This is a genomic window from Reyranella humidisoli (assembly GCF_019039055.1).
GTDB lineage: Bacteria > Pseudomonadota > Alphaproteobacteria > Reyranellales > Reyranellaceae > Reyranella > Reyranella humidisoli.
Genome location: NZ_JAHOPB010000001.1, coordinates 3002932 through 3021399 on the forward strand (window position 1 = coordinate 3002932; position 18468 = coordinate 3021399).

17 protein-coding genes are annotated in these 18468 nt (G+C 66.5%); 7 read left to right on the plus strand and 10 right to left on the minus strand.

The genetic code is table 11. The annotated features are described in order from the left end of the window. Positions 1-49: 49 nt before the first annotated feature. From KQ910_RS14540 to KQ910_RS14550, 3 genes are all read right to left on the minus strand, one after another. Positions 50-724: an OmpA family protein gene (locus KQ910_RS14540; RefSeq protein WP_216961520.1), complete on the minus strand. Its 675-nt coding sequence runs from the start codon at positions 722-724 to the stop codon at positions 50-52. Between the two features lie 142 nt (positions 725-866). Then, the gene (locus tag KQ910_RS14545) at positions 867-4886 is read right to left on the minus strand and encodes a translocation/assembly module TamB domain-containing protein (RefSeq protein WP_216961524.1); all 4020 of its coding nucleotides are present in this window, start codon (positions 4884-4886) and stop codon (positions 867-869) included. After that, on the minus strand, positions 4886-6763 hold the full coding sequence (locus KQ910_RS14550) for an autotransporter assembly complex protein TamA (protein WP_216961527.1): 1878 nt from the start codon (positions 6761-6763) through the stop codon (positions 4886-4888). Before KQ910_RS14550 ends, KQ910_RS14545 begins: the two co-directional genes overlap by 1 nt. Before the next feature lie 493 nt (positions 6764-7256). Between KQ910_RS14550 and KQ910_RS14555 the strand changes: the two genes are divergently transcribed. The 4 genes from KQ910_RS14555 to KQ910_RS14570 are packed head-to-tail and all read left to right on the plus strand — an operon-like array spanning position 7257 to position 9566. Further along, positions 7257-8033: an SDR family NAD(P)-dependent oxidoreductase gene (locus KQ910_RS14555; RefSeq protein WP_216961530.1), complete on the plus strand. Its 777-nt coding sequence runs from the start codon at positions 7257-7259 to the stop codon at positions 8031-8033. 54 nt (positions 8034-8087) lie between these two features. Beyond that, a complete protein-coding gene (locus KQ910_RS14560) occupies positions 8088-8378 on the plus strand; it encodes a Bug family tripartite tricarboxylate transporter substrate binding protein (protein WP_216961531.1) in 291 nt (96 codons plus the stop codon). A 10-nt stretch (positions 8379-8388) separates the two neighbouring features. Then, complete coding sequence (locus KQ910_RS14565; protein WP_216961534.1) at positions 8389-8742, plus strand: hypothetical protein; 354 nt, start codon at positions 8389-8391, stop codon at positions 8740-8742. Then, positions 8742-9566 (plus strand): DODA-type extradiol aromatic ring-opening family dioxygenase, encoded by an 825-nt coding sequence (locus tag KQ910_RS14570; protein ID WP_216961537.1) that lies wholly within the window; start codon positions 8742-8744, stop codon positions 9564-9566. Before KQ910_RS14565 ends, KQ910_RS14570 begins: the two co-directional genes overlap by 1 nt. Positions 9567-9722: 156 nt before the next feature. Here KQ910_RS14570 and KQ910_RS14575 read toward each other — a convergent pair whose 3' ends face one another. Next, a complete protein-coding gene (locus tag KQ910_RS14575; protein ID WP_229600407.1) occupies positions 9723-10463 on the minus strand; it encodes a 2OG-Fe dioxygenase family protein in 741 nt (246 codons plus the stop codon). Positions 10464-10667: 204 nt separating this feature from the next. Between KQ910_RS14575 and KQ910_RS14580 the strand changes: the two genes are divergently transcribed. Beyond that, positions 10668-11552: an alpha/beta fold hydrolase gene (locus KQ910_RS14580; protein WP_216961540.1), complete on the plus strand. Its 885-nt coding sequence runs from the start codon at positions 10668-10670 to the stop codon at positions 11550-11552. A gap of 309 nt (positions 11553-11861) precedes the next feature. Here the strand turns inward: KQ910_RS14580 and KQ910_RS14585 are convergent, their stop codons facing one another. Further along, entirely contained in the window at positions 11862-12620 is a 759-nt protein-coding gene (locus tag KQ910_RS14585; RefSeq protein ID WP_216961543.1) for a glucose 1-dehydrogenase, read from the minus strand. Beyond that, on the minus strand, positions 12607-13401 hold the full coding sequence (locus tag KQ910_RS14590; RefSeq protein WP_216961546.1) for an SDR family oxidoreductase: 795 nt from the start codon (positions 13399-13401) through the stop codon (positions 12607-12609). Before KQ910_RS14590 ends, KQ910_RS14585 begins: the two co-directional genes overlap by 14 nt. Positions 13402-13460: 59 nt before the next feature. Between KQ910_RS14590 and KQ910_RS14595 the strand changes: the two genes are divergently transcribed. Together KQ910_RS14595 and KQ910_RS14600 are read left to right on the plus strand one after the other, a co-directional pair. After that, on the plus strand, positions 13461-13778 hold the full coding sequence (locus KQ910_RS14595) for a hypothetical protein (protein ID WP_216961549.1): 318 nt from the start codon (positions 13461-13463) through the stop codon (positions 13776-13778). Beyond that, positions 13775-14101: a hypothetical protein gene (locus tag KQ910_RS14600; protein ID WP_216961553.1), complete on the plus strand. Its 327-nt coding sequence runs from the start codon at positions 13775-13777 to the stop codon at positions 14099-14101. The genes KQ910_RS14595 and KQ910_RS14600 overlap by 4 nt, the downstream gene beginning before the upstream one ends. 70 nt (positions 14102-14171) lie before the next feature. Here the strand turns inward: KQ910_RS14600 and KQ910_RS14605 are convergent, their stop codons facing one another. From KQ910_RS14605 to KQ910_RS14620, 4 genes are read right to left on the minus strand one after another with little or no spacing between them, the layout of a single operon-like run. Next, positions 14172-15368, minus strand: coding sequence for an ABC transporter substrate-binding protein (locus tag KQ910_RS14605; protein ID WP_216961557.1), 1197 nt, complete (start codon positions 15366-15368; stop codon positions 14172-14174). Then, the gene (locus tag KQ910_RS14610; RefSeq protein WP_216961560.1) at positions 15344-15778 is read right to left on the minus strand and encodes a hypothetical protein; all 435 of its coding nucleotides are present in this window, start codon (positions 15776-15778) and stop codon (positions 15344-15346) included. Before KQ910_RS14610 ends, KQ910_RS14605 begins: the two co-directional genes overlap by 25 nt. Positions 15779-15829: 51 nt before the next feature. Continuing rightward, the gene (locus KQ910_RS14615) at positions 15830-17674 is read right to left on the minus strand and encodes an AMP-dependent synthetase/ligase (protein WP_216961562.1); all 1845 of its coding nucleotides are present in this window, start codon (positions 17672-17674) and stop codon (positions 15830-15832) included. Between the two features lie 17 nt (positions 17675-17691). After that, positions 17692-18468 carry an ABC transporter ATP-binding protein gene (locus tag KQ910_RS14620; protein WP_216961565.1) on the minus strand — a complete coding sequence of 259 codons (777 nt, stop codon included), beginning with the start codon at positions 18466-18468 and terminating at the stop codon, positions 17692-17694.

Consider the following 18468-nt stretch of genomic DNA (forward strand, 5'->3'; position numbering starts at 1 on the left):
AGGCGGCCCCGCGAGGGGCCGCCTTTCGTCGTATTTCAGCAGTCAGAGCTTAGGACGGGCCGATCGGACGGCCGGGCCAGCGATAACCCGGAGCCGGCAGCGGGATCTTCGCCGAGATCAGGGCGTCCTCGAGCGGCGGGATGCCGGCGGCGTAGTCGCCCGCGTCACACTTTGCCATGGCGGCCGCCGCACGCTCTTCGACCTGCGAGGTGCGATACTGGCGGTACTTGTCGCTCAGCGCCTTGCAGTAAGAGCGGGGATCCGAGAACACGGTGCTCACCGTGGTCTGGCCGCCGACGACGATCTCGACGCGACGGTTCTGCGGCTCGCGCACGTTGTCGCCGGTCTGGACCAGCAGGCCTTCCTCGCCACGGCCGTTGACCGTGATCGCGGTCGCCGGCACGCCTTCGCGCACGAGCTGTTCCTTGACCGAGTTCGCGCGGCGCAGCGACAGCGCCATGTTGTACTGCGGCGAGCCCGACGTGTCGGTGTGACCGGTGGCGACGATGTTGGCAGCGCCGCGGGTCTTGTAGGCCTGGGCGGCCTGGCGGACCGTGTCGACGGCCTGGCTGGTCAGGTTGGAACGGTCCCAATCGAAGAAGACCATGAAGGTCTGCGCCTGGACCGGCGGCGGCGGCGGGGGAGGCGGCGGCGGAGGCGGCTCCGACGCGCAAGCGCCCAACAGGAATGTCGCCGCGGCGACGACCAGGAGTTTCTTCAGCATGGAATGGTTTCCCTCGATTTTTCGGATCTGAGCCCACGGTGGGTTCGTCCGTAGACCCTAACGGCGCAGCCGGGCTGAAGTTCCGTCGGCATGCATAAAGAATCTTTCTGGCGTCCGGATGGCCGGATCTGGCCGGAGAGGATCAGTAGTCCCACTCCGCCTTTACACCCACGCGGCCGGTGGAGTTGGCGCCGATGTCGCCCTCGACCTTGATGTTGTCGAAGACGTCGAGCTGGACCACGCCGCGGCTCGAATTCCCGGCCGCCCCCTGCCTCGCCCCGACATAGACGCCCGGCGCCACGTACCGTCCGGCCTCGAGGGAAACGCCGTTGGCGCTCGAACCGCTAGGCTCGCTGCCTCTGGAGCCCGAGGAGCCGATGCTGAGCTGGTCGAGGCCCAGCCCCTTGCGCAGGCGGCTTAGCACGCCTTCGCCCGGGGACTGGCCGGCCAGCTCGGCCATGGCCTGCGCGACCTGCACCAGTTCCGAGGCGCCGAGCTGGGAGGCGGGCTTGCCGAAGATCAGCAGGGCCATCGCCTCGTCCGGCGGCATGGACGGCGTCGAGGTGATCTCGATCCTGGGCTCGCGGGAGGTCCCGGTGATGGCGACGCCGATCGTCGAGGACTGGGCCGAGGTGGTTGCCAGGAAGTCGAGCCGGGGGTCGATCGTGTCGAGATTGTCGAGCGTCACGATCCCCTTCGAGAAAGTGAGCCGCCGGCTGCCAAGGCTGAAAGTGCCACGCCGCATGGTGAAGCCGCCGATGACCGCCGGGGCGGCCGGGCTGCCGCTGACGGTCAGCTGGCCGCTCATTTCGGCGTCGAGACCGCGGCCGCGCACGAAGACAGCCTGCGGCGCGCGCACGTCGAGCGCCAGCTTGATCGGCGTCGCGTCGGGCGACGGCGGGGGCTTCCGCGACGGGCGGCGGGCCGGCGTCGGCTGGTTGGCCGCGATCGCGGCTCCCGGCTTGTTGATCTCGCGGACCTCGATGGTCGGGAAGGACGCAGTCTCGCCGCCGCCCACCGAGATCTCGGCGCGATCGATCGTGACGGGGCCCGAAATCTCGATGCCCGAGGAGGTCGCGCCGGTGATCCTGAGCGTGCTGCTTACGGTCGCCACCAGGTCGGGCCGGCTGACCAGCAGCGCGCGCTGGGTGGCCAGGCCGACGTCGAGCACCAGACCACGCTCGGCATCGAAGCGCATCGAGCCGCTGCCGGTGACGGTCCCGGTGCCCGCCTGGAACGTGAGGCGCTGGATCTGAAGCGCGTCGCCCTGAAGGTCGAAGCGGCCCTGGCCGTTGGCCAGTCTCAGGCCCGATTCGGGCATCGCCACTGCGCCGCCCTCGAAATCCACGACGCCCGTGCCGCTGATCTGCTTGCCGTCGACACTGAGAGAGAGGTTGGGCCGCAGCCGTCCCGTCACATTGCGGATGTCGTTCCCCAGCAGCGGGGCGAAGGGGGCGATATCAATGGCTCCGCCGAGCGCAATCTTGGCAGCGACAGGTCCGGCGCCGCGCGGGAGGGTCGCCGTGCCCTTGATCGACAGGTTGGTGTTGCCTGCGGCCGCGACGCGCGCATCGAGGCTCACCTGCTGGCCGACCATCGTGGCGGTGCCTTGAAGGGAAAGTGCGGGGATCAGCGCCGCGTCTGGGCGCCGGACCCGGATACCCGTCGCGGCATAGCTCGCCTCCACGCGCGGCGCCGCCATGGCGCCGGTGACGCGCGCCTTGGACTGCAGCGTGCCTTCCAGTCCGGTCCCAGGAGCGAACGTATCCACCAGCGCAAGAGGCAGTCCCGCGATCTCCACCTGCAGATCGCTCGCCGCCGGATCGAGTGCACCGCGCACCGCGACGCGGCCCGCGCCGACGCGCAGGTTGGTCGGATCGATCACGATGCGTGCGCCGGCGACGACAACCTTCGTCGGCGCGTTCAAGCCTATGGGGATGTTCAGATAGCGACCGGTGAACTTCGACAGGCCGATGCGGATTTCCTCCGCCGCGAATTCGATCCTCGCCGCGAGATCGGCCGAGAGCTCCGCCCCCGAGCCCTGCAGCGTGACGTCGATGCCGCTCTGGCGATCGCCCCTTGCGGTCGCCTTCAGTGCCGAAAGACCGCCGGCGCCGCGCAGCCGGGTCGCGGCCAGCGTCAGGTCGGCGGCGGCGCGGCCGGCAGGATCGTCGACACGGCCCGAGAGATCGAGTGTGCCCGCGCCGACGCCCTGGCCCACCAGGTCGCTGCCTTTTACGAAGATGTCGAGGCGGCCGGCTGGCGCGCTGGGGTCGGCGGTGACGTCGGCCACCAGCGAGCCTTCGAGACCGAACGTCTTCAAAGCCTCGATGTCCCTCAACTGCGAGACGGTGAGCCGCGCATGCCCGGTGGTGCGCGCCGAAGAGACGACGAGGTTGGCGATGTCGAGCACCGCGCTGGACCAGCGGCCCTGGAAGCTCGGCACCGAGAGACCCGCGGTCGCGTCATGCGCGAAGCGGCCGTTCAAGGTCAGGGGCTGGTTCTGTACGTCGCCTTCGGCCTGCACCGTACCGCCGAGCTTGCCATCGGCAGACAGAGACACGGTCGTGTCGAGGACGAGGCGCCGCGAGGCGATCGCCTGACCGGGGGCCCGATAGGTGACGTCCCGCGTTTCGGCCTTGAGCTTCAGCGATGTCTCGGGACCGCCGAAGCCCACGGTGGCGTTGACGGTCGCTGCGCCGCCCACGTCGGCGCGGAAGGCGGCGAGGCGCGGCAGATCGAGCACGAGATCGAGCGTGCCGGCCTGCTCGCGGCCGCGACCCGAGACGGTGAGCGTGCCGCTGTCGCTGCCGAGCCTGACATCGCGCATCGTCCAGGCGCCGTCGGCGGTCAGCGTGGCGTTGCCCGCGAGGCTCAGTGCGGCGACCAGGCCGGAGGGGACGTCCGGCGTGCCGAAATCGTCGGCGCGGCCCTGCCAACTCGCAGTGAGATTGCCCTTGTCGATCCCCGCATTGACCTGGACCTGAGCCTTGCCCATGAGCGCGCGGCCGGCCATCGCCGAAAGCGGCTCGAGGCTGGGCAGGTCGACGGTGGCACGCACCTCACCCTTGTCGGTCGACGGCACATAGTCGCCATCGCCCCGGATGCGTGCGAGTGGCAGCGAGACGTCGAAGGATCGCACCGTGATCTTGTCGCCCGTAACACCGGCCACGTTCGCGTCGAGCGTGACCGTGCCGGGTTGCGGCAGTCGCGGGTCGAGCGTCGCGAGCTTCAGCTCCTCGACCTTGCCCTTTACGCGGATGCCACCCGTGAGCTTGCCGTCGGCCTTCAGGCTGAGGCCCTTCCACGCGACACCCTGGGGGCGAACGTCGACGGGGCCGGCCTCGAGCGCGGACTGGAAGCTGGTGTCGTTGCCGTCCTGCAGCCAGCGCAGGGTGCCTTTCGCCGTCGCCCCGTCGCCTGCTTTGGCCGTCAGTTCCGCCGTGCCGTCCTGCTGATCGCCCTGCGCCGAGAGCTTCAGGGAGATTTCCGGCAGGTCGGGCCGCTGCATCAGCGCCGCGACCATGCCGCCGGGATCCTCGTCGAGCGTGATGTCAGCGGCGATCTTGCGCGGCGAGCGGTCGACACGCAGGTCGGCGGTCAGCCGCCCGTTCGGGCCTTCCAGCCGGTCCGCGCCCAGCCTGGCGCGGATTTCGCCCAGATCGCGGGCGACAGCCGCGTTGCCCGTGATCTTCCAGTGCGAATCGATGCCGCCCAGCGCGGCCGCCAGATGGAGATCGTCGACCTGCAGCGCCTGCAGGTCGATGTCGAAGGGAAGGCGCACGCCCCCGCTGCCGCCGGGCGTCGCAGCCGTCTGTTCTTCCTGCGGCGGGCGCAGCACACCGATCCGCGAAGCCGACAGGATTTCTACACGCAGGTTCCGTCGCAGGAGGGATCCAAAGGACCAGGTGAGCTGCGCGTTTTCGACCTGCAGCCACGGACCGGTGCGGTCGGCGATCTCGATTTGCGCCACGCGGAGATCGGTCGGAACGAACCCGTCGATGCCCGTGATGCGAATCTTCTGATCGGGCGAGGAGGCGGCGCTGGAAATGGCGGACGCCAGAAGCCGCTTCCCGGGGGCGGTCTGCACGCCCACAAAGGCGAGACCGAGCACCGCGACGAGCGCCACGAAGATATAGGAGCCTATGCGGAGCGCGCGCATCAGAAGGCCTGTCCCAGGCTGACATAGATGCCGAACGGCGGATCGGTCGGCCGGCGGTTCAGGGGGAGACCGACATCGGCCCGGATCGGCCCGAAGTCGGTATAGTAGCGGATGCCGACGCCGGCGCCGACGCGCGGCGGGAGCTGCGAGAAGTTTGGCAGGAAATCGGGGTAGGCGCTGCCGGCATCGACGAAGGCCACCGCGCCCCACGCCTGGCCGATCCTCTGGCGCAGTTCGACGTTGGCCTCGACCACGCTCGCGCCGCCGAGCGGATTGCCATAGGCGTCGAGCGGTCCGGCGGTCTGGTAGACGAAGCCGCGCACCGAGCCGCCGCCGCCGGCATAGAAGAGCTTGTCGGGAGGGATGCCGCCGATGCTGATGGCGGGCTCGGTGCCGAACGAGGCGCGCGTCGCCAGCACGGTGCGACCGGGCTCGGCGATGTCCCAGTAGTGACGGCCGGTCAGGCGCAGGATGGTGAACATGTCGCCGCCGGGTCCGGTGTCGATCCACGGTTGGACGTTGAACTCGATACGATACCCGCGCGTCGGGTCGAGGTCGCTGTTGGCACGATTGTAGAGGACCGTGCCCTGCAGGCCGAGCATGCGATAGCTCTGGGTGACGCCGTTGCGGGTGATGTCGGCGATCTCTGTCGCGAATCCGACGCGGGCCTGCCAGCGCGGCGAGAAGGTGCGGTCAAAGCCTGCGTAGAAAGTGGCGGCCTTTCTCGTATAGGCGGGGACTACTTCGCGCAGTGCTGCCGCTTCGATCCGAAGATCCTGTCCCGGCAGCCACCAGTCGGGTTTGCGGAAGGCGGCCCGGAAGGCAAAGCCGGTGTCGAGAATCGCGTAGCCTTGTCCGAGATGGTTGATCTCTCCTGACAGGCGCAGGCTCTCGGCCTGGCCGAACAGGTTGCGATGGACCCAGAAGCCCTCGACTCCGAAGCCGAGCTGCGTCTCGTAGCTCACGCCGAAGCCGATGGAGCGCTGCAGCCGGTCGGTCAGCTCGACGTCGATCGGCAGTTCGCCGTCCGCGTCGAGTTCGGTGGCGGGCTTGATCCGCACCGCGTTGAACGTGCCCAGCGACGTCAGCTTGCCGCGCAACGCCTCGACCTTGGCGGGGGAGTAGGCTTCGCCCTCCTTGAAGGGCACGCGGCGCTGCAGCCAGACCGTGTCGACCTTTTCCGTGCCGGAGAAACGCACCTTGCCCATCCTGGCGAGCGGTCCGGGTTCGGCGACGAACGTCACCTCGGCTTCGCGCGTGGCGTGGTCGACGATGACCTCACGATCCTTGATCGCGGCCAGCGCGTGCCCCTGTTTGCGCAATTCCTCCAGCAGCTTGTTCTGCGCCGCGATGATGGCCGAGGCGTCGGCGGGATCGCCAGGCGCGAGCCCGATTCCTGCAGGGTCGATGCCGGGAAGGGATTGCGGCGCGCCGGGGGGACGAATGGCAACCGATCCGATGCGGTAGCGCGGACCGGTGTCGATGGTGATGTTGATCGTCGCCGCTTCTGCGTCGGGGCGCGATTCGAGCGCCTCCAGGGCGGAGGCATCGGCAATCGGCTTCCCGTCGATCGTGGCGTTCAGGGTGGCGTCGTAGAATCCGCGCGACCGCAGCGCGGTGCTGAGTCGCGAGGCGACGGCCTGCGCTCCCTGCAGAACGCCCAGGGCGTCGCCCGTCAACGGCTGCTGCTTCTCGAAGTCCTGGGACAGTTCCTTGAGTTCGCTGGACATCGTCTCGTTGCCCGAAACAGCGAGGACGATGTTCCCCGTGCGGGCGTCGGCGGCGCGCGGCAACAGGCTCGCCACACCGCCCAGCGCCAACGAGACGAGGCAGCTTATGCGCACCCAGCGCAGGAACTCGCTTCTTAAACGCACCATGCCCGTCAGCCATACAACGCGAGGCGACGGAAAGGGATGCCTCTCTGCCTCCGGGGACGGTGCTAAATCCGTGGCCCGGAAGCCTGCGGAATCAGCACGGTATTCGGCAGGGCGGAGCGCCGGGTTGGTCAATGAACTTGATCATGAACAGTGTGCGGAAAGGCTGCTGGATCCGCGGATCGCTGGGGCCGCTCGCCGGCGCAAACGGGGGCTTCATTCAGGGATCAGCCCGTAGTCCGGGTGGGAGGCCTCGCTCCGATCGGGCCACTGAGACCCATGCTTGTAGCCGCAGGCTGAGGATCGACATGAACATCAAGAATTCCGTAATGTCGCCAGTCGCAACTGCTTAGGTTGGCGATGATAGAGAGCAAAAAGACATATAAATCATATTGTTAAGTATATTTGTTAATGTGATTTTTGAATATGGCGACCGGTTTCTGTTTTCTGTATTTCATGCGACAGATGAAGTCTGAATTTTCTGGAGGAACACTGAATGGCATCGCCGCTTTTCGACCTTACCGGCAAGGTCGCCGTCGTCACCGGCTCGAGCAAGGGCATCGGCAAGTCGATCGCCCTGCACCTCGCGCTGCAGGGTGCCAAGGTGGTGGTGTCGAGCCGCAAGGCGCCTGCCTGCGAAGAGGCAGCCGCTGAGATCCGGGCGGCCGGCGGCGAGGCCATCGTCATTCCCTGCAACATCTCCGACAAGGCCCAGTGCGAGAAGCTGATCGAGGAGACGCGCAAGCAACTCGGCCCGGTCGACATCCTGGTCTGCAATGCCGCCTCCAACCCGTATTACGGGCCGAACGAGAAGCTGCCCGACGACGTATTCATGAAGGTGATGCACAACAACATCCTGTCGAGCATGTGGCTGATCAACTTCTGCCTGCCCGACATGCGTGCCAAGAAGGATGGTTCGATCATCATCGTGTCCTCGATCGGCGGCGTACGCGGTACGCCCGTGATCGGCGCCTACGGCATCTCCAAGGCGGCCGACATGCAGCTCGCGCGCAACCTCGCGGTGGAGTACGGCAAGGACAATATCCGCGTGAACACGATCGCCCCGGGCCTGGTGAAAACCGACTTCGCCAAGGCGCTTTGGGACGATGAGAAGTACCTCGCCGTGCGCCTGAAGGGTGCGCCGCTCGGCCGGATCGGCGAGCCGGACGATATCGGCGGCATTGCCGTGATGCTGGCCGGCAAGGCCGGCGCCTTCATCACCGGCCAGACCATCATCGCCGACGCCGGCGTGACCATCGGCAGCGGCGGCTAGGGCGGGCCAGAACGGCACGCGGCCGCCGACGACAAGGCCGCACGGGAGGAAACAATGAAGCGCACAAGCGTTCTCGTAAGCGTCCTCGGTACCCTCGGCGTCCTGCTCGCAACGGCCGCCGGGGCTCAGTCCTATCCCACCAAGCCGGTGCGCATCGTGGCACCGTTCCCGCCGGGCGGCGTCGCCGACGTGCTCGCCCGGGCGATTCAGCCCGGGCTGCAGGAGGCACTGGGCCAGCAGGTCGTCATCGACAACAAGCCCGGCGCCGGCAGCACTATCGGCGCCGAGATCGTGGCCGGCGCTGATCCCGACGGCGGCACGCTGCTGTTGGCCTCGGCCGAATAGCGGAGACCGCATGAGCCTCTATCAGGTCCAGAAGCTGATCTATCGGCTCAACCGCGACCCGCGCGCGCAGCAACGCTATGCCGAGGAGCGGGACGCGGTGCTGGGTGAGTACGACCTCACGCCGGAAGAGACTGGCGCGCTGGTGAAGCCCGACATCGGGCTGCTGTATGTGCTGGGCGTCAACGGCCAGCTCCTCATGCATTTCGCGGCGCTGCACCGCATCGACTGGCCGGACTATCTTGAGCGGATGCGGCAGGGCCTCAAGGATCACGGCCCGGTACGCGAAGGCGTCTATGCCGCCACCGGCTACGAGGGCGTCGAGGCCCACGACGCCCGCCTCAAGGCAGAACGGGAGACACGCTGATGCCTCTGGTCTATTGCGGCGCCTGCAGTCATGCCCCCGGCATGACGGGCCGCGCCGAGCGTGCGGATACCCAGACGCGCCAGGCGCTGGAAGCCGCGTTCCGGCGCATGGGCGACGACATCCGCGCGACGAAGCCCGATGCGCTGGTCGTGATCGCGGCCGAGCACTTCGCCAATTTCTTCATGGACAACATGCCGGCCTTCGCCATCGGCATGGCCGATGGCTACGAGGGGCCGATCGAGGACGAGGCGTTCCTGCGGATCAAGCGCACGACCGTGCCCGGCAACAAGGCACTGTCGCGCCGGCTGATCGAGAACGTGATGCAGACGGTGGACGTGGCCTATGCCGAGGAATGGAAGTTCGACCATGGCATCTCGGTGCCGCTGCATTTCCTGACGCCCGACTACGACCTGCCGATCGTGCCGGCCAACATCAACTGCCAGGGTCCGCCGCTCGCGCCGCTGGCGCGTGCCTGGGCCTTCGGCGAGGCGCTGCGCCGCGCCGCCGATTCGGTGCCCGAGCGCATCGCCCTGATCGGTACCGGCGGCCTCTCGCACTGGCCGGCAACGCCCGACTCGGGGAAGATCAATCGAGAGTGGGACAAGGAGTTCCTGCGCCGCTGGTCGGCCAACGATCGCGAGGCGCTGCTGTCCTACACGGATGCCGAGACCTATCGCGAAGCAGGGCAGGGTGGCTTCGAGATCCGCACATTCATCGCGGCCGCGGCGGCCGCGAAGGGCGCTAAAGGAACGGTCGACTTCTGCGAACCGGTCCCGATCTTCGCGGTGAGTTGCACGCTCGCGCACATGCACATCGCAGCATGAAAAGATAAGGATCCTTCGCTTCGCTCAGGATGACACAGTTGTTGTGGTCCGCGCGGTGCGCCATCCGCAAGATGGGCGCAGTGCGCCGCTCAAGAAAACGGTGTCATCCTGAGCGAAGCGAAGGATCCTTGCGCGTTCGACGGCCAGTCGAAGCCGTCAGGGCTTCTTCTTGAACGTCACCACCAGCACGTCGCGATAGGCGGGGTGGGCCGGATTCTCCGGCTCGACCGGCGTGACGCCGTGATAGCAGCGGGCGTCGTCGACCAGCGCGGCATCGAGCGGATCGGTGAGGGTGAAGCTGCCGAGCGCGCGCTTGTCGAGGTCGTGCACCGTCGTGGTGCCGCTGGCGATGTTGCGGCGGTTGATCAGCAGCACCAGCACATAGTCGACACCGTCGCGGTGCATGCCTTCGGGCGTCGGCTTGCCCTGCTCGCCGGTCTTCGCCTCGATGCGGAACTGGTGGACCTCGACGTGCCACTTCGCTGTCTCAGGCGCGAGGCGGCCGAACAAGGCGCGGCAATATTCGAGGATGGTCCGCATGGAGGCGCCGCCACCGATCTCGTCGTTCAACGGCTTGAACCAGCGCTCGATGCCGCCGTTCAGGTTGTTGTAGCTGAGGCCCTGGTAATGCGGCTGGTGTGCGCCACGCACAATCGCGCCCTGGCGCTCGGCTTCGTAGACGCCGAAGCGGCGCTTCCGGTAGCGGCCGCCATCGCCCATGTAGGTGTCGACCTCGAGATCGTTCCAGCTCTCGGCAAAGGCCGGCCAGTCGGCGAGCGTCCCGAAGCGCGCAAACGCAGTGCGCATGTCGGAGGCTTCGACGAAGGCATAGCCCGCGCGCTCGACGGAGGCGCGGATGCCCGAGGCATTCTGGAGACCGGTTCCGATTTCGCTCATGCGGCCAAGCATAGCACCGCATGTCCATCGTTCGGCAGGTGAGGCGCATGAAGGTTTCTAGGGATTGCGCCGACCACGGCCAGGCCGCATCGCGGCTGACATCAAGGTGGATTTGCCGCGGCCCTCTACGTCACAATCGCCGGGCTTCGTCGCTCTGGCCCGTGAACTGCGCGGGCTGGTCGGCGCCGAGAGGGAGAGCGAGTGATGGCTTATGCAACGACCGACGATGGCGTGAAGCTCTACTACGAAGAGACGGGGGCGGGCGCGCCGATCGTGTTCGTGCACGAATTCGCCGCCGACCACCGCTCGTGGGAAATGCAGATGCGCCATTTCGGCCAGCGCTATCGCTGCATCACCTACGGCGCGCGCGGCTATCCGCCGTCGGACGTACCCGAGAAGCCCGAGAGCTACAGCCAGAACCGCGCCACCGACGATATCCTGGCGGTGATGGATCATCTCGAGATCGACAAGGCCCATATCGTCGGGCTGTCGATGGGCGGCTTCGCCAGCCTGCATTTCGGCTTCCGCCATCCCGCCCGCGCCCGTTCGCTGGTCGTGGCCGGCGTCGGCTACGGCGCAGAGAAGCACGAGCAGGCGAAGTTCAAGGCCGAGGTCGGCATCGTTGCCAGGTCGCTGCTGGAAGAGGGCATGGCGGCCTTCGCCGGCAAGTACGCCTACGGCCCGACGCGCGTTCAGTTCGAGAACAAGGATCCGCGCGGCTTCGCCGAGTTCAAGGCCGCCCTGGCCGAGCATTCGGCGCTGGGCTCGGCCAACACCCAGCTCGGTTGCCAGGGCGAACGGCCCTCGCTCTACGACCTGGTCGACAAGATGCGCGCGATGACGGTGCCGACGCTGGTGCTGACCGGCGACGAGGACTGGCCCTGCCTTGCGCCGTCGATGCTGATGAAGCGCGAGATCCCGTCGGCGGCGCTGGCGGTGATGCCGAACTGCGGCCACACGATCAATCTCGAGGATCCCGACCAGTTCAATCGCATCGTTGGCGATTTCATCGTCCAGGTCGAAGCTGGCCGCTGGCCCAGGCGCGATCCGCGGGCCATTTCGGGCTCGATCACGGGGATGAAGTCCTAGCGCCATTCCGGTCGAGGAAGAATCGCCACTGCAAAGACCACCTCACCCTGAGAAGCGCTCCGCAGGAGCGCGTCTCGAAGGGTGGGCACGCGCACCGAGTTTGTTGCCCATCCTTCGAGACGGCGCTTCGCGCCTTCTCAGGATAAGGTCGGTGGGTCAATGTGAGACGGAAAGACTCTAGAGGCGCCACGGCCTATTTGTTGAAGCGACGGAAGGATCCTTCGCTGCGCTCAGGCTGACACCTTTGTTTGAATCGGCGCACTGGGCCAATGCCACTACCCGTGTCATCCCGAGCGTAGCGAGGGATCCTTAGGCGGTGAGTCCCCCGTCGCACACGAACTCGGATCCCGTCGAAAAGGTCGACTCGTCCGAGAGCAGGAACAGGATCATGTGCGCGACCTCGTCGGCCTGGCCGAGGCGGCCGAGCGGGTGGAGGTCTTCGAGTGCCTGGCGGCCGGTCATGTTGCCCACGTTGCTGTCGAGCCGCGGCGCGATCATCGGCGTGTCGATGTAGCCCGGATGCACCGAATTGCAGCGGATGTTGTACTTCTGCTGTGCACAGTGGAGCGCGATGTTCTTGCTGAGGGTGCGCACCGCGCCCTTGGAGGCGCAGTAGGCCATGGCGTAGGAGGCGCCACGCAGGCCCAGCACCGAGGAGATGTTCACGATCGAGCCGCCGCCTGCCGCCTTCATCGCCGGGATGGCGTGCTTGCAGCCGAGGAACGTGCCCAGCGAGTTGATGTCGTTGACGCGGCGGTATTCCGCAAGCGTGCAGTCCTCGATCGAGTTGCGCACGCCGACGCCTGCAGCATTGAGCAGCCCGTGCAGTGCGCCGAATTTTTCGACGGTGGCGGCGACGGCGGCCTGCCAGCTCTCTTCCTGCACGACGTCGAGCGGCACGAAGTGCGCGGCCGCGCCGAGTTCGGCGGCGAGCGCCTGGCCCCTGGTCTCATCGCGATCGGCCAGCACCGCCTTGCCGCCCTCGCGCACGACCATGCGCGCGGTCGCCGCACCGATGCCCGACGCGCCGCCGCTCAACAGGACGACCTTGTTCTCAAGACGGGGCAAGGAGCGACCTCCTCTGCAATCCGGCAGTCAAACCTCCGTCGGAGGTGAACTCCGCGCCGGTGACGAAAGACGAGCGGTCCGAGGCCAGCCACAGCACCAGCTCGCCCAGATCCTGCGGCTCGGCCATGCGGCCGATCGGATGGCGCGATCCCAGGAAGGCCTTGCCCTGCTCGCGGCCGACCGCCTGCCACAGCGGATTGAAGATCGCGGTATCGACGCCGCCCGGATGCACGGAATTGCAGCGGATCCCGTATTTCTGCTCCGCGCAGTAGAGAGCCACGCTCTTGCTCAACAGCCGCACCGCGCCCTTGCTGGCGGTGTAGGCCGTGGGGCCGGCGCCGCCGACCAGGCCGGCGATCGAGGAGATGTTGACGATCGAGCCGCCGGACGCGGCCTTGCCGGCGCCGAGATGCTTCATGCCCTGGATGGCGTACTTGCAGCCGAGGAACACGCCCTCGGAATTGATCGCCTGGACCTTCTGCCAGTTCTCTACGGTGGTGTTCTCCGGGTTGCCGGGGCCACCGGAGATGCCGGCATTGTTGACCATGATGTCGAGCCGGCCTTCATGCTGCAGGACGTCTGCAAGCAGAGATTGCCAGGACTCCTCCGATGCAACGTCGTGCATCACGAAGCGGCCTGCGGACGCCTCCTTCGAACCCTCGGCCAGATCGGCCACGATCACCACGGCGCCGGCCGCCGCAAGCAGGGTCGCCGATGCAGCGCCGATACCGGACGCGCCGCCGGTGACGACCGCCACCCTCCCGGAAAGTTCATCGCTCATGTCGAGGCGACCATAGCGGCTAACCGCGCGCTGCGTTAGCGTATCGTCAGGAGGATCGCATGGCGAAGTTGACGCATGTTCTCGGACTGATGGCGGCGCCGCTGGCGCTGGCGGCCTGCACGCAGACGGCGGGCGGACCGCCGCCCGGCATGACGGCGGCCCAGGGGGCGGCCTATTGCAGCAAGCTCACCACGGTCTACAGCGAGTACGTCGCGGGCGTCAGCACTTCGATGGGCGGCGTCGGCCGTGGCGGCGGGCAATCCGACATCGATGCCCGGGTGGCGATCGCCCAATGCCAGGACGGCAACACCGCCGCCGGCATTCCGGTGCTGCAGCGCGAGCTGCGCGACAACAAAGTCGAGGTGCCGGCGCCATGATCCGGATTACGCGCTCGCTGGCCCGCCTTGCCGGGCTCGCTCTCCTGCCGCTGCTGGCGGCGGCCTGCACACAGACGGCCAGCGGCCCGCCGCCCGGCATGTCGGCGGCCCAGGCCGCTGCCTATTGCAGCAAGCTCAGCTGGGCCTACGGCGAGTATGTCGCCAGCGGGCTGGGCGACAGCGCGGGCGACGACGACAACACCAACGCCGACATCAACGCCCGTCTGGCGATCGCCCAGTGCCATGAGGGCCAGACCGGCGCCGCCATCCCGGTGCTGCAGCAGGAGCTCCGCCGCAACAAGGTGCCGGTGCCTCCGGTCTGATCCGGCCTGCGCAAAAGAAAACCCGCGCGGTCTCCCGCGCGGGTTCGTTTTTCTCACCTGCGGACGAAGGCTAGAAGAGCAGATCGCCCTTCACCAGTACCCAGCGGCCGTTCTTGACTTCCTGGATCTGGGTGATCGTCGTCGCCAGATGGTTGGTCTTGGAGAACTTGGTCGGTGGTGAGCCGAAGATGTCCTGGTAGACGCTTCCCGACTCCATCGCATCGAGCAGCTTCTGGCCCGTGAGGTCCTTGCCCGCGACCTGCGCGTAGTGGGCGAAGGTCATGACGGCGTTGTAGCCAATGACGGCCTGGCTGTTCGGCTCGACATTGAACTTCTTGAAATAGGCTTCGCACCAATCCTTGACGGCACCTGTCGAGGTGTCGCGATAGGGAATGACGAAGCCCGCCGCCGCGTACAGGCCCTCGACCAGTTCCTTTCCGAGCGCGGGGATTTCGAGCACGTTGACCGGCGTCGCGCCGAGCCAGACCGGCGCGAACCCGATCTTCTTGGCCTCTGCCATCAGGCCGATCGTCTCGCGAATGACGGTACCCATCACCACGAGGTCGCATCCGTCGGACTTCATCTTCGCGGCCTGGGCGCTGAAGTCGGAGGCGCCGCGCTTGTAGGTCGTGACCGACGCGGGCTTCATCTTCATGGCTTCGAGCTGCTGGGTGAAGCCGTCGAACACGTTCTTACCGTATTCGTCGTCCTGGTACATGATGCAGGCGGCCTTGGGCTTCTTCCATTCGACCATGTACTTGACCGCGGCCCGCGTGCTCTCGACGTAGGGCAGCAGGTTGTTGAACTTCAGACGCTCCTGCGGCTTCTTCGGGTCGAACTTGAAGGTGAACTCCGCTGCCGTCAGCGGGAATAGCTGAGGGACGCCCGCGTCGAACAGGATGTCCTGCGAAGCAAGGACGGTCGGCGAGCCCATCGGGCCCACCATGGCGAACACCTTGTCCTTCTCCACCATCTTCTGGCTCGCCAGCACCGCCTTCTTCGGGTCGTACTGGCTGTCCTCGGCGACGAGGCGGATCTTGCGCCCGTGGATGCCGCCCTTGGCGTTGACGTCATCGACGGCGAGCTGCATGCCGTTGAGGACGGGGACGCCCCATACCTTGATCGGACCTGAAAGGTCCTGATGAGTACCCAACACGATTTCGGTGCTGGTGACGCCCTGATTGGTGACCTTGGTCTGCGCGACGGCGGGCAATACCGCCAGCGTGGTCGTGCAGGCAAGCGTCACCGCGAATGCCTTGAAATGCATGTTTCGTTTCCTCCACTGCTGCGCTCTTTGTCTTTTCGGCGGGTGGCGCAAACGACCCGGTCCGTCGTCGCTTTGCGCGACTTATAAGCAATTAGAGCAGTTTCGCAGCGGTTATGCACGACGAAACGGAGGACTCTGGCTTTCAAAAAAAGCCCGGCGCTGGCTTGGGTCTTTGCGGCAGAGGGGACCACCTCTATCCGCTCCTGAGTTCGCGCTTCAGCACGATCCAGCGGCGGTCCGTGACCTGCAGCAAGCGCGTACATGGTGACTGCGGCGGCAGTCAGCCCGGGCTCGGGGACGGCCTCGTTGCAGCCGTCCAGTACGTTCCCGCCGAACTCGTCGTCATGGTTGGTCACGCAGGGCTTCTTGGTGACCTGCTCCTGCATCAGGTGGCGCGCACTGGCGCGCACGCTCCTCCAACTAGACTCTACGGAACTCTCTCGGACCCGGTTCGCCCCGGCTCAGGCCGCCTGGGGGCGGTACATCGCGTCGATCTGGTCCTTGTACTTGGTGTTTACGAACGACCGCTTGAGCTTCATCGTCGGTGTCAGTTCCTCGTCCTCGGGCGTGAGCTGCTGCTCGATCAGGAAGAAGCGTTTGATCGTCTCGACGCGGGCGAAGTTAGCGTTGACCCGCTCGATCTCCGCCCAGATCAGGTCCTGCACTTCCTTGGAACGGCACAGGCTGGTGTAGTTGGTGAAGGGCACGTCGAGATCCTGGGCGAATTTCTCGACCGTCTCGCGCTCGATCATCACCAGGCAGGTGAGATAGGCGCGCTTGTCGCCGATCACGACGGCGTCGCTGATGTAGGGCGAGGCCTTGAGCTGGTTCTCGATCTCCGACGGCGTGATGTTCTTGCCGCCCGCCGTGATGATGATGTCCTTCATCCGGTCGGTGATCTTGACGTAGCCTTCCTCGTCGATCAGGCCGACGTCGCCGGTGTGCAGCCAGCCATCCTTGTCGACCGTCTCGGCGGTCTTCTCGGGCTGGTTCAGGTAGCCCATGAACACCATGTCGCCCTTGATCAGGATCTCGCCGACCGAGGAGATCGCGACCTGGCCATAGGGAACCGACTTGCCGACCGTGCCGAGCTTGATGCCGTTGGCCGGCATCGCCGTTGCCAGCCCGCAATTCTCGGTCTGGCCATAGACCTCGTACATGTCGAGGCCGAGCGCCAGGTACCAGCGGATCAGCTCAGGGGAGATCGGCGCGGCGCCGGTGAACAGCCAGCGGCAGCGGTCGAGGCCGATCATGCGGCGGATGTTCTTCAGCACCAGCCAGTAGGCGGCCTGGAAGCGCAGCTTTTCGAAGGCGGTCGGTTCCCGCCGGGCCAGCCGGGCGTCGGCGATGGCGAGGCCGGCGGAGATCGCGCGCCGGTAGGCCCATTGCTGCAGCGGCGTGGCATCCTTCAGGGCGATCGTGATGCCGGCGTAGAACTTCTCCCAGACGCGGGGCACGGCGCCGAACAGGGTGGGCTGGACCTCGCGGATATTGTCGGGAACCGTCTCCGGGCTTTCGGCGAAGTTGCTGCAGACGCCAGTCGCCACCGAGTAGTAGCTGCCGGCGACGCGCTCGGCGACGTGGCAGAGCGGCAGGAACGCCAGACGCTCGTCGCCCTCGTACCAGGAGAGCGACAGCTCGGGGTGCATGCAGTTCTGCATCGTGTAGACGACGTTGCGATGGCTGTGCATCGCGCCCTTGGGCGGCCCGGTGGTGCCGGACGTATAGACGAGGATGGCCAGGTCGTCGGGCTTGCGCGAGTCGACCAGTTGTTCGAAGAGCGCATCCTTGCCCTGGCCGTAGTTGCGGCCCGACGCCATGAACTCGTCGAGCGAGATCACCATCGGATCGTCGAAGGTGCGAAGCCCCTCCATGTCGAACACGACGATCTTGCGTAAGCTGGGACAGCGGTCGCGCACGTCGAGCGCCTTGTCGAGCTGTTCGTCATCCTCGACGAACAGGACGGAGGTCTTCGAATCGTTGATCAGGTACTCGACCTGCTTGGCCGAATCGGTCGGATAGATGCCGGAGGAAACGCCGCCCGCACAGAGGATGCCGAAGTCGGCGTAGTTCCATTCCGGCACGGTGTTGGCCAGTACCGAGGCGACGTCGCCCGGCCGGAAGCCCATTTCGTGCAGCGCCAGGCTGATGGCGCGCGAGCGCTCCAGCCACTGGTTCCAGGAGATGGCATTCCAAATCCCGAAGAGCTTCTCGCGCATCGCCGGCTTGTCGCCGCGCGTCCGGCAGGACAGGACGAAGCTCTTCGGAAGGGTCTCCGCAACGGTCAGTGTCGCTTTGGTGGGCATTGTTTCCTCGCGTCCCGTCAGCGCCAGTTCTTTTTCTTCTTCCAGCGGCGTTCGCCGCGGGCGCCTTCTTCCTTGGCGCCGAGATAGAACTCCTGGATGTCCTTGCTGCCCATCAGGCGCTCGCAGGTATCGTCCATCACGACGCGGCCGACCTCGAGCACGTAGCCGTAGTGGGCCGTCTCCAGCGCCATCTTGGCATTCTGTTCGACCAGCAGGATCGAGGTGCCTTCCTCGGCGTTGACCCGGCGGATGATGCTGAAGATCTCCTTCACCAGCAGCGGTGACAGGCCGAGCGAGGGCTCGTCGAGCAAAAGGAGCTTCGGCCGGTTCATCAGGGCGCGGCTGATCGCCAGCATCTGCTGCTCGCCGCCCGACAGCGAGCCGGCGGGCTGGTCGATGCGCTCCTTGAGGCGCGGGAAGTAGACGAAGATCTTTTCGAGGTCCTTGGCGACGCCGTCGCGGTCCTTGCGCAGGAAGGCGCCCATGGCAAGGTTCTCGCGCACCGAGAGGAACGGGAAGACCTCGCGACCCTCCGGCACGTGACTAAGGCCCAGGCGCACGATCTTGTCGGCATCCATGCGCTGGATCGGCTTGCCCTCGAACTCGATCGTGCCCTTGAGCGGATCGAGCACGCCGGAGATGGTCTTGAGGATCGTCGTCTTGCCCGCGCCATTGGCGCCCAGCACGGTGATGATCTTGCCGCGCGGCACGGCGAGGCTGACGCCACGGATCGCCATGATCGGGCCGTAGTAGCTCTCGATATTGGAGACCTTGAGGATCGGATCGTCGCTCAT

What these genes read in the sequence shown, in the direction of transcription:
- KQ910_RS14595 (WP_216961549.1), top strand. Translation starts at nt 13,461, where the DNA reads ATGGCGAAGTTGACGCATGTTCTCGGACTGATGGCGGCGCCGCTGGCG.
- KQ910_RS14620 (WP_216961565.1), bottom strand. Translation starts at nt 18,468, where the DNA reads ATGAGCGACGATCCGATCCTCAAGGTCTCCAATATCGAGAGCTACTAC.
- KQ910_RS14615 (WP_216961562.1), bottom strand. Translation starts at nt 17,674, where the DNA reads ATGCCCACCAAAGCGACACTGACCGTTGCGGAGACCCTTCCGAAGAGC.
- KQ910_RS14575 (WP_229600407.1), bottom strand. Translation starts at nt 10,463, where the DNA reads ATGAGCGAAATCGGAACCGGTCTCCAGAATGCCTCGGGCATCCGCGCC.
- KQ910_RS14565 (WP_216961534.1), top strand. Translation starts at nt 8,389, where the DNA reads ATGAGCCTCTATCAGGTCCAGAAGCTGATCTATCGGCTCAACCGCGAC.
- KQ910_RS14605 (WP_216961557.1), bottom strand. Translation starts at nt 15,368, where the DNA reads ATGCATTTCAAGGCATTCGCGGTGACGCTTGCCTGCACGACCACGCTG.
- KQ910_RS14590 (WP_216961546.1), bottom strand. Translation starts at nt 13,401, where the DNA reads ATGAGCGATGAACTTTCCGGGAGGGTGGCGGTCGTCACCGGCGGCGCG.
- KQ910_RS14560 (WP_216961531.1), top strand. Translation starts at nt 8,088, where the DNA reads ATGAAGCGCACAAGCGTTCTCGTAAGCGTCCTCGGTACCCTCGGCGTC.
- KQ910_RS14555 (WP_216961530.1), top strand. Translation starts at nt 7,257, where the DNA reads ATGGCATCGCCGCTTTTCGACCTTACCGGCAAGGTCGCCGTCGTCACC.
- KQ910_RS14580 (WP_216961540.1), top strand. Translation starts at nt 10,668, where the DNA reads ATGGCTTATGCAACGACCGACGATGGCGTGAAGCTCTACTACGAAGAG.
- KQ910_RS14550 (WP_216961527.1), bottom strand. Translation starts at nt 6,763, where the DNA reads ATGGTGCGTTTAAGAAGCGAGTTCCTGCGCTGGGTGCGCATAAGCTGC.
- KQ910_RS14545 (WP_216961524.1), bottom strand. Translation starts at nt 4,886, where the DNA reads ATGCGCGCGCTCCGCATAGGCTCCTATATCTTCGTGGCGCTCGTCGCG.
- KQ910_RS14570 (WP_216961537.1), top strand. Translation starts at nt 8,742, where the DNA reads ATGCCTCTGGTCTATTGCGGCGCCTGCAGTCATGCCCCCGGCATGACG.
- KQ910_RS14540 (WP_216961520.1), bottom strand. Translation starts at nt 724, where the DNA reads ATGCTGAAGAAACTCCTGGTCGTCGCCGCGGCGACATTCCTGTTGGGC.
- KQ910_RS14600 (WP_216961553.1), top strand. Translation starts at nt 13,775, where the DNA reads ATGATCCGGATTACGCGCTCGCTGGCCCGCCTTGCCGGGCTCGCTCTC.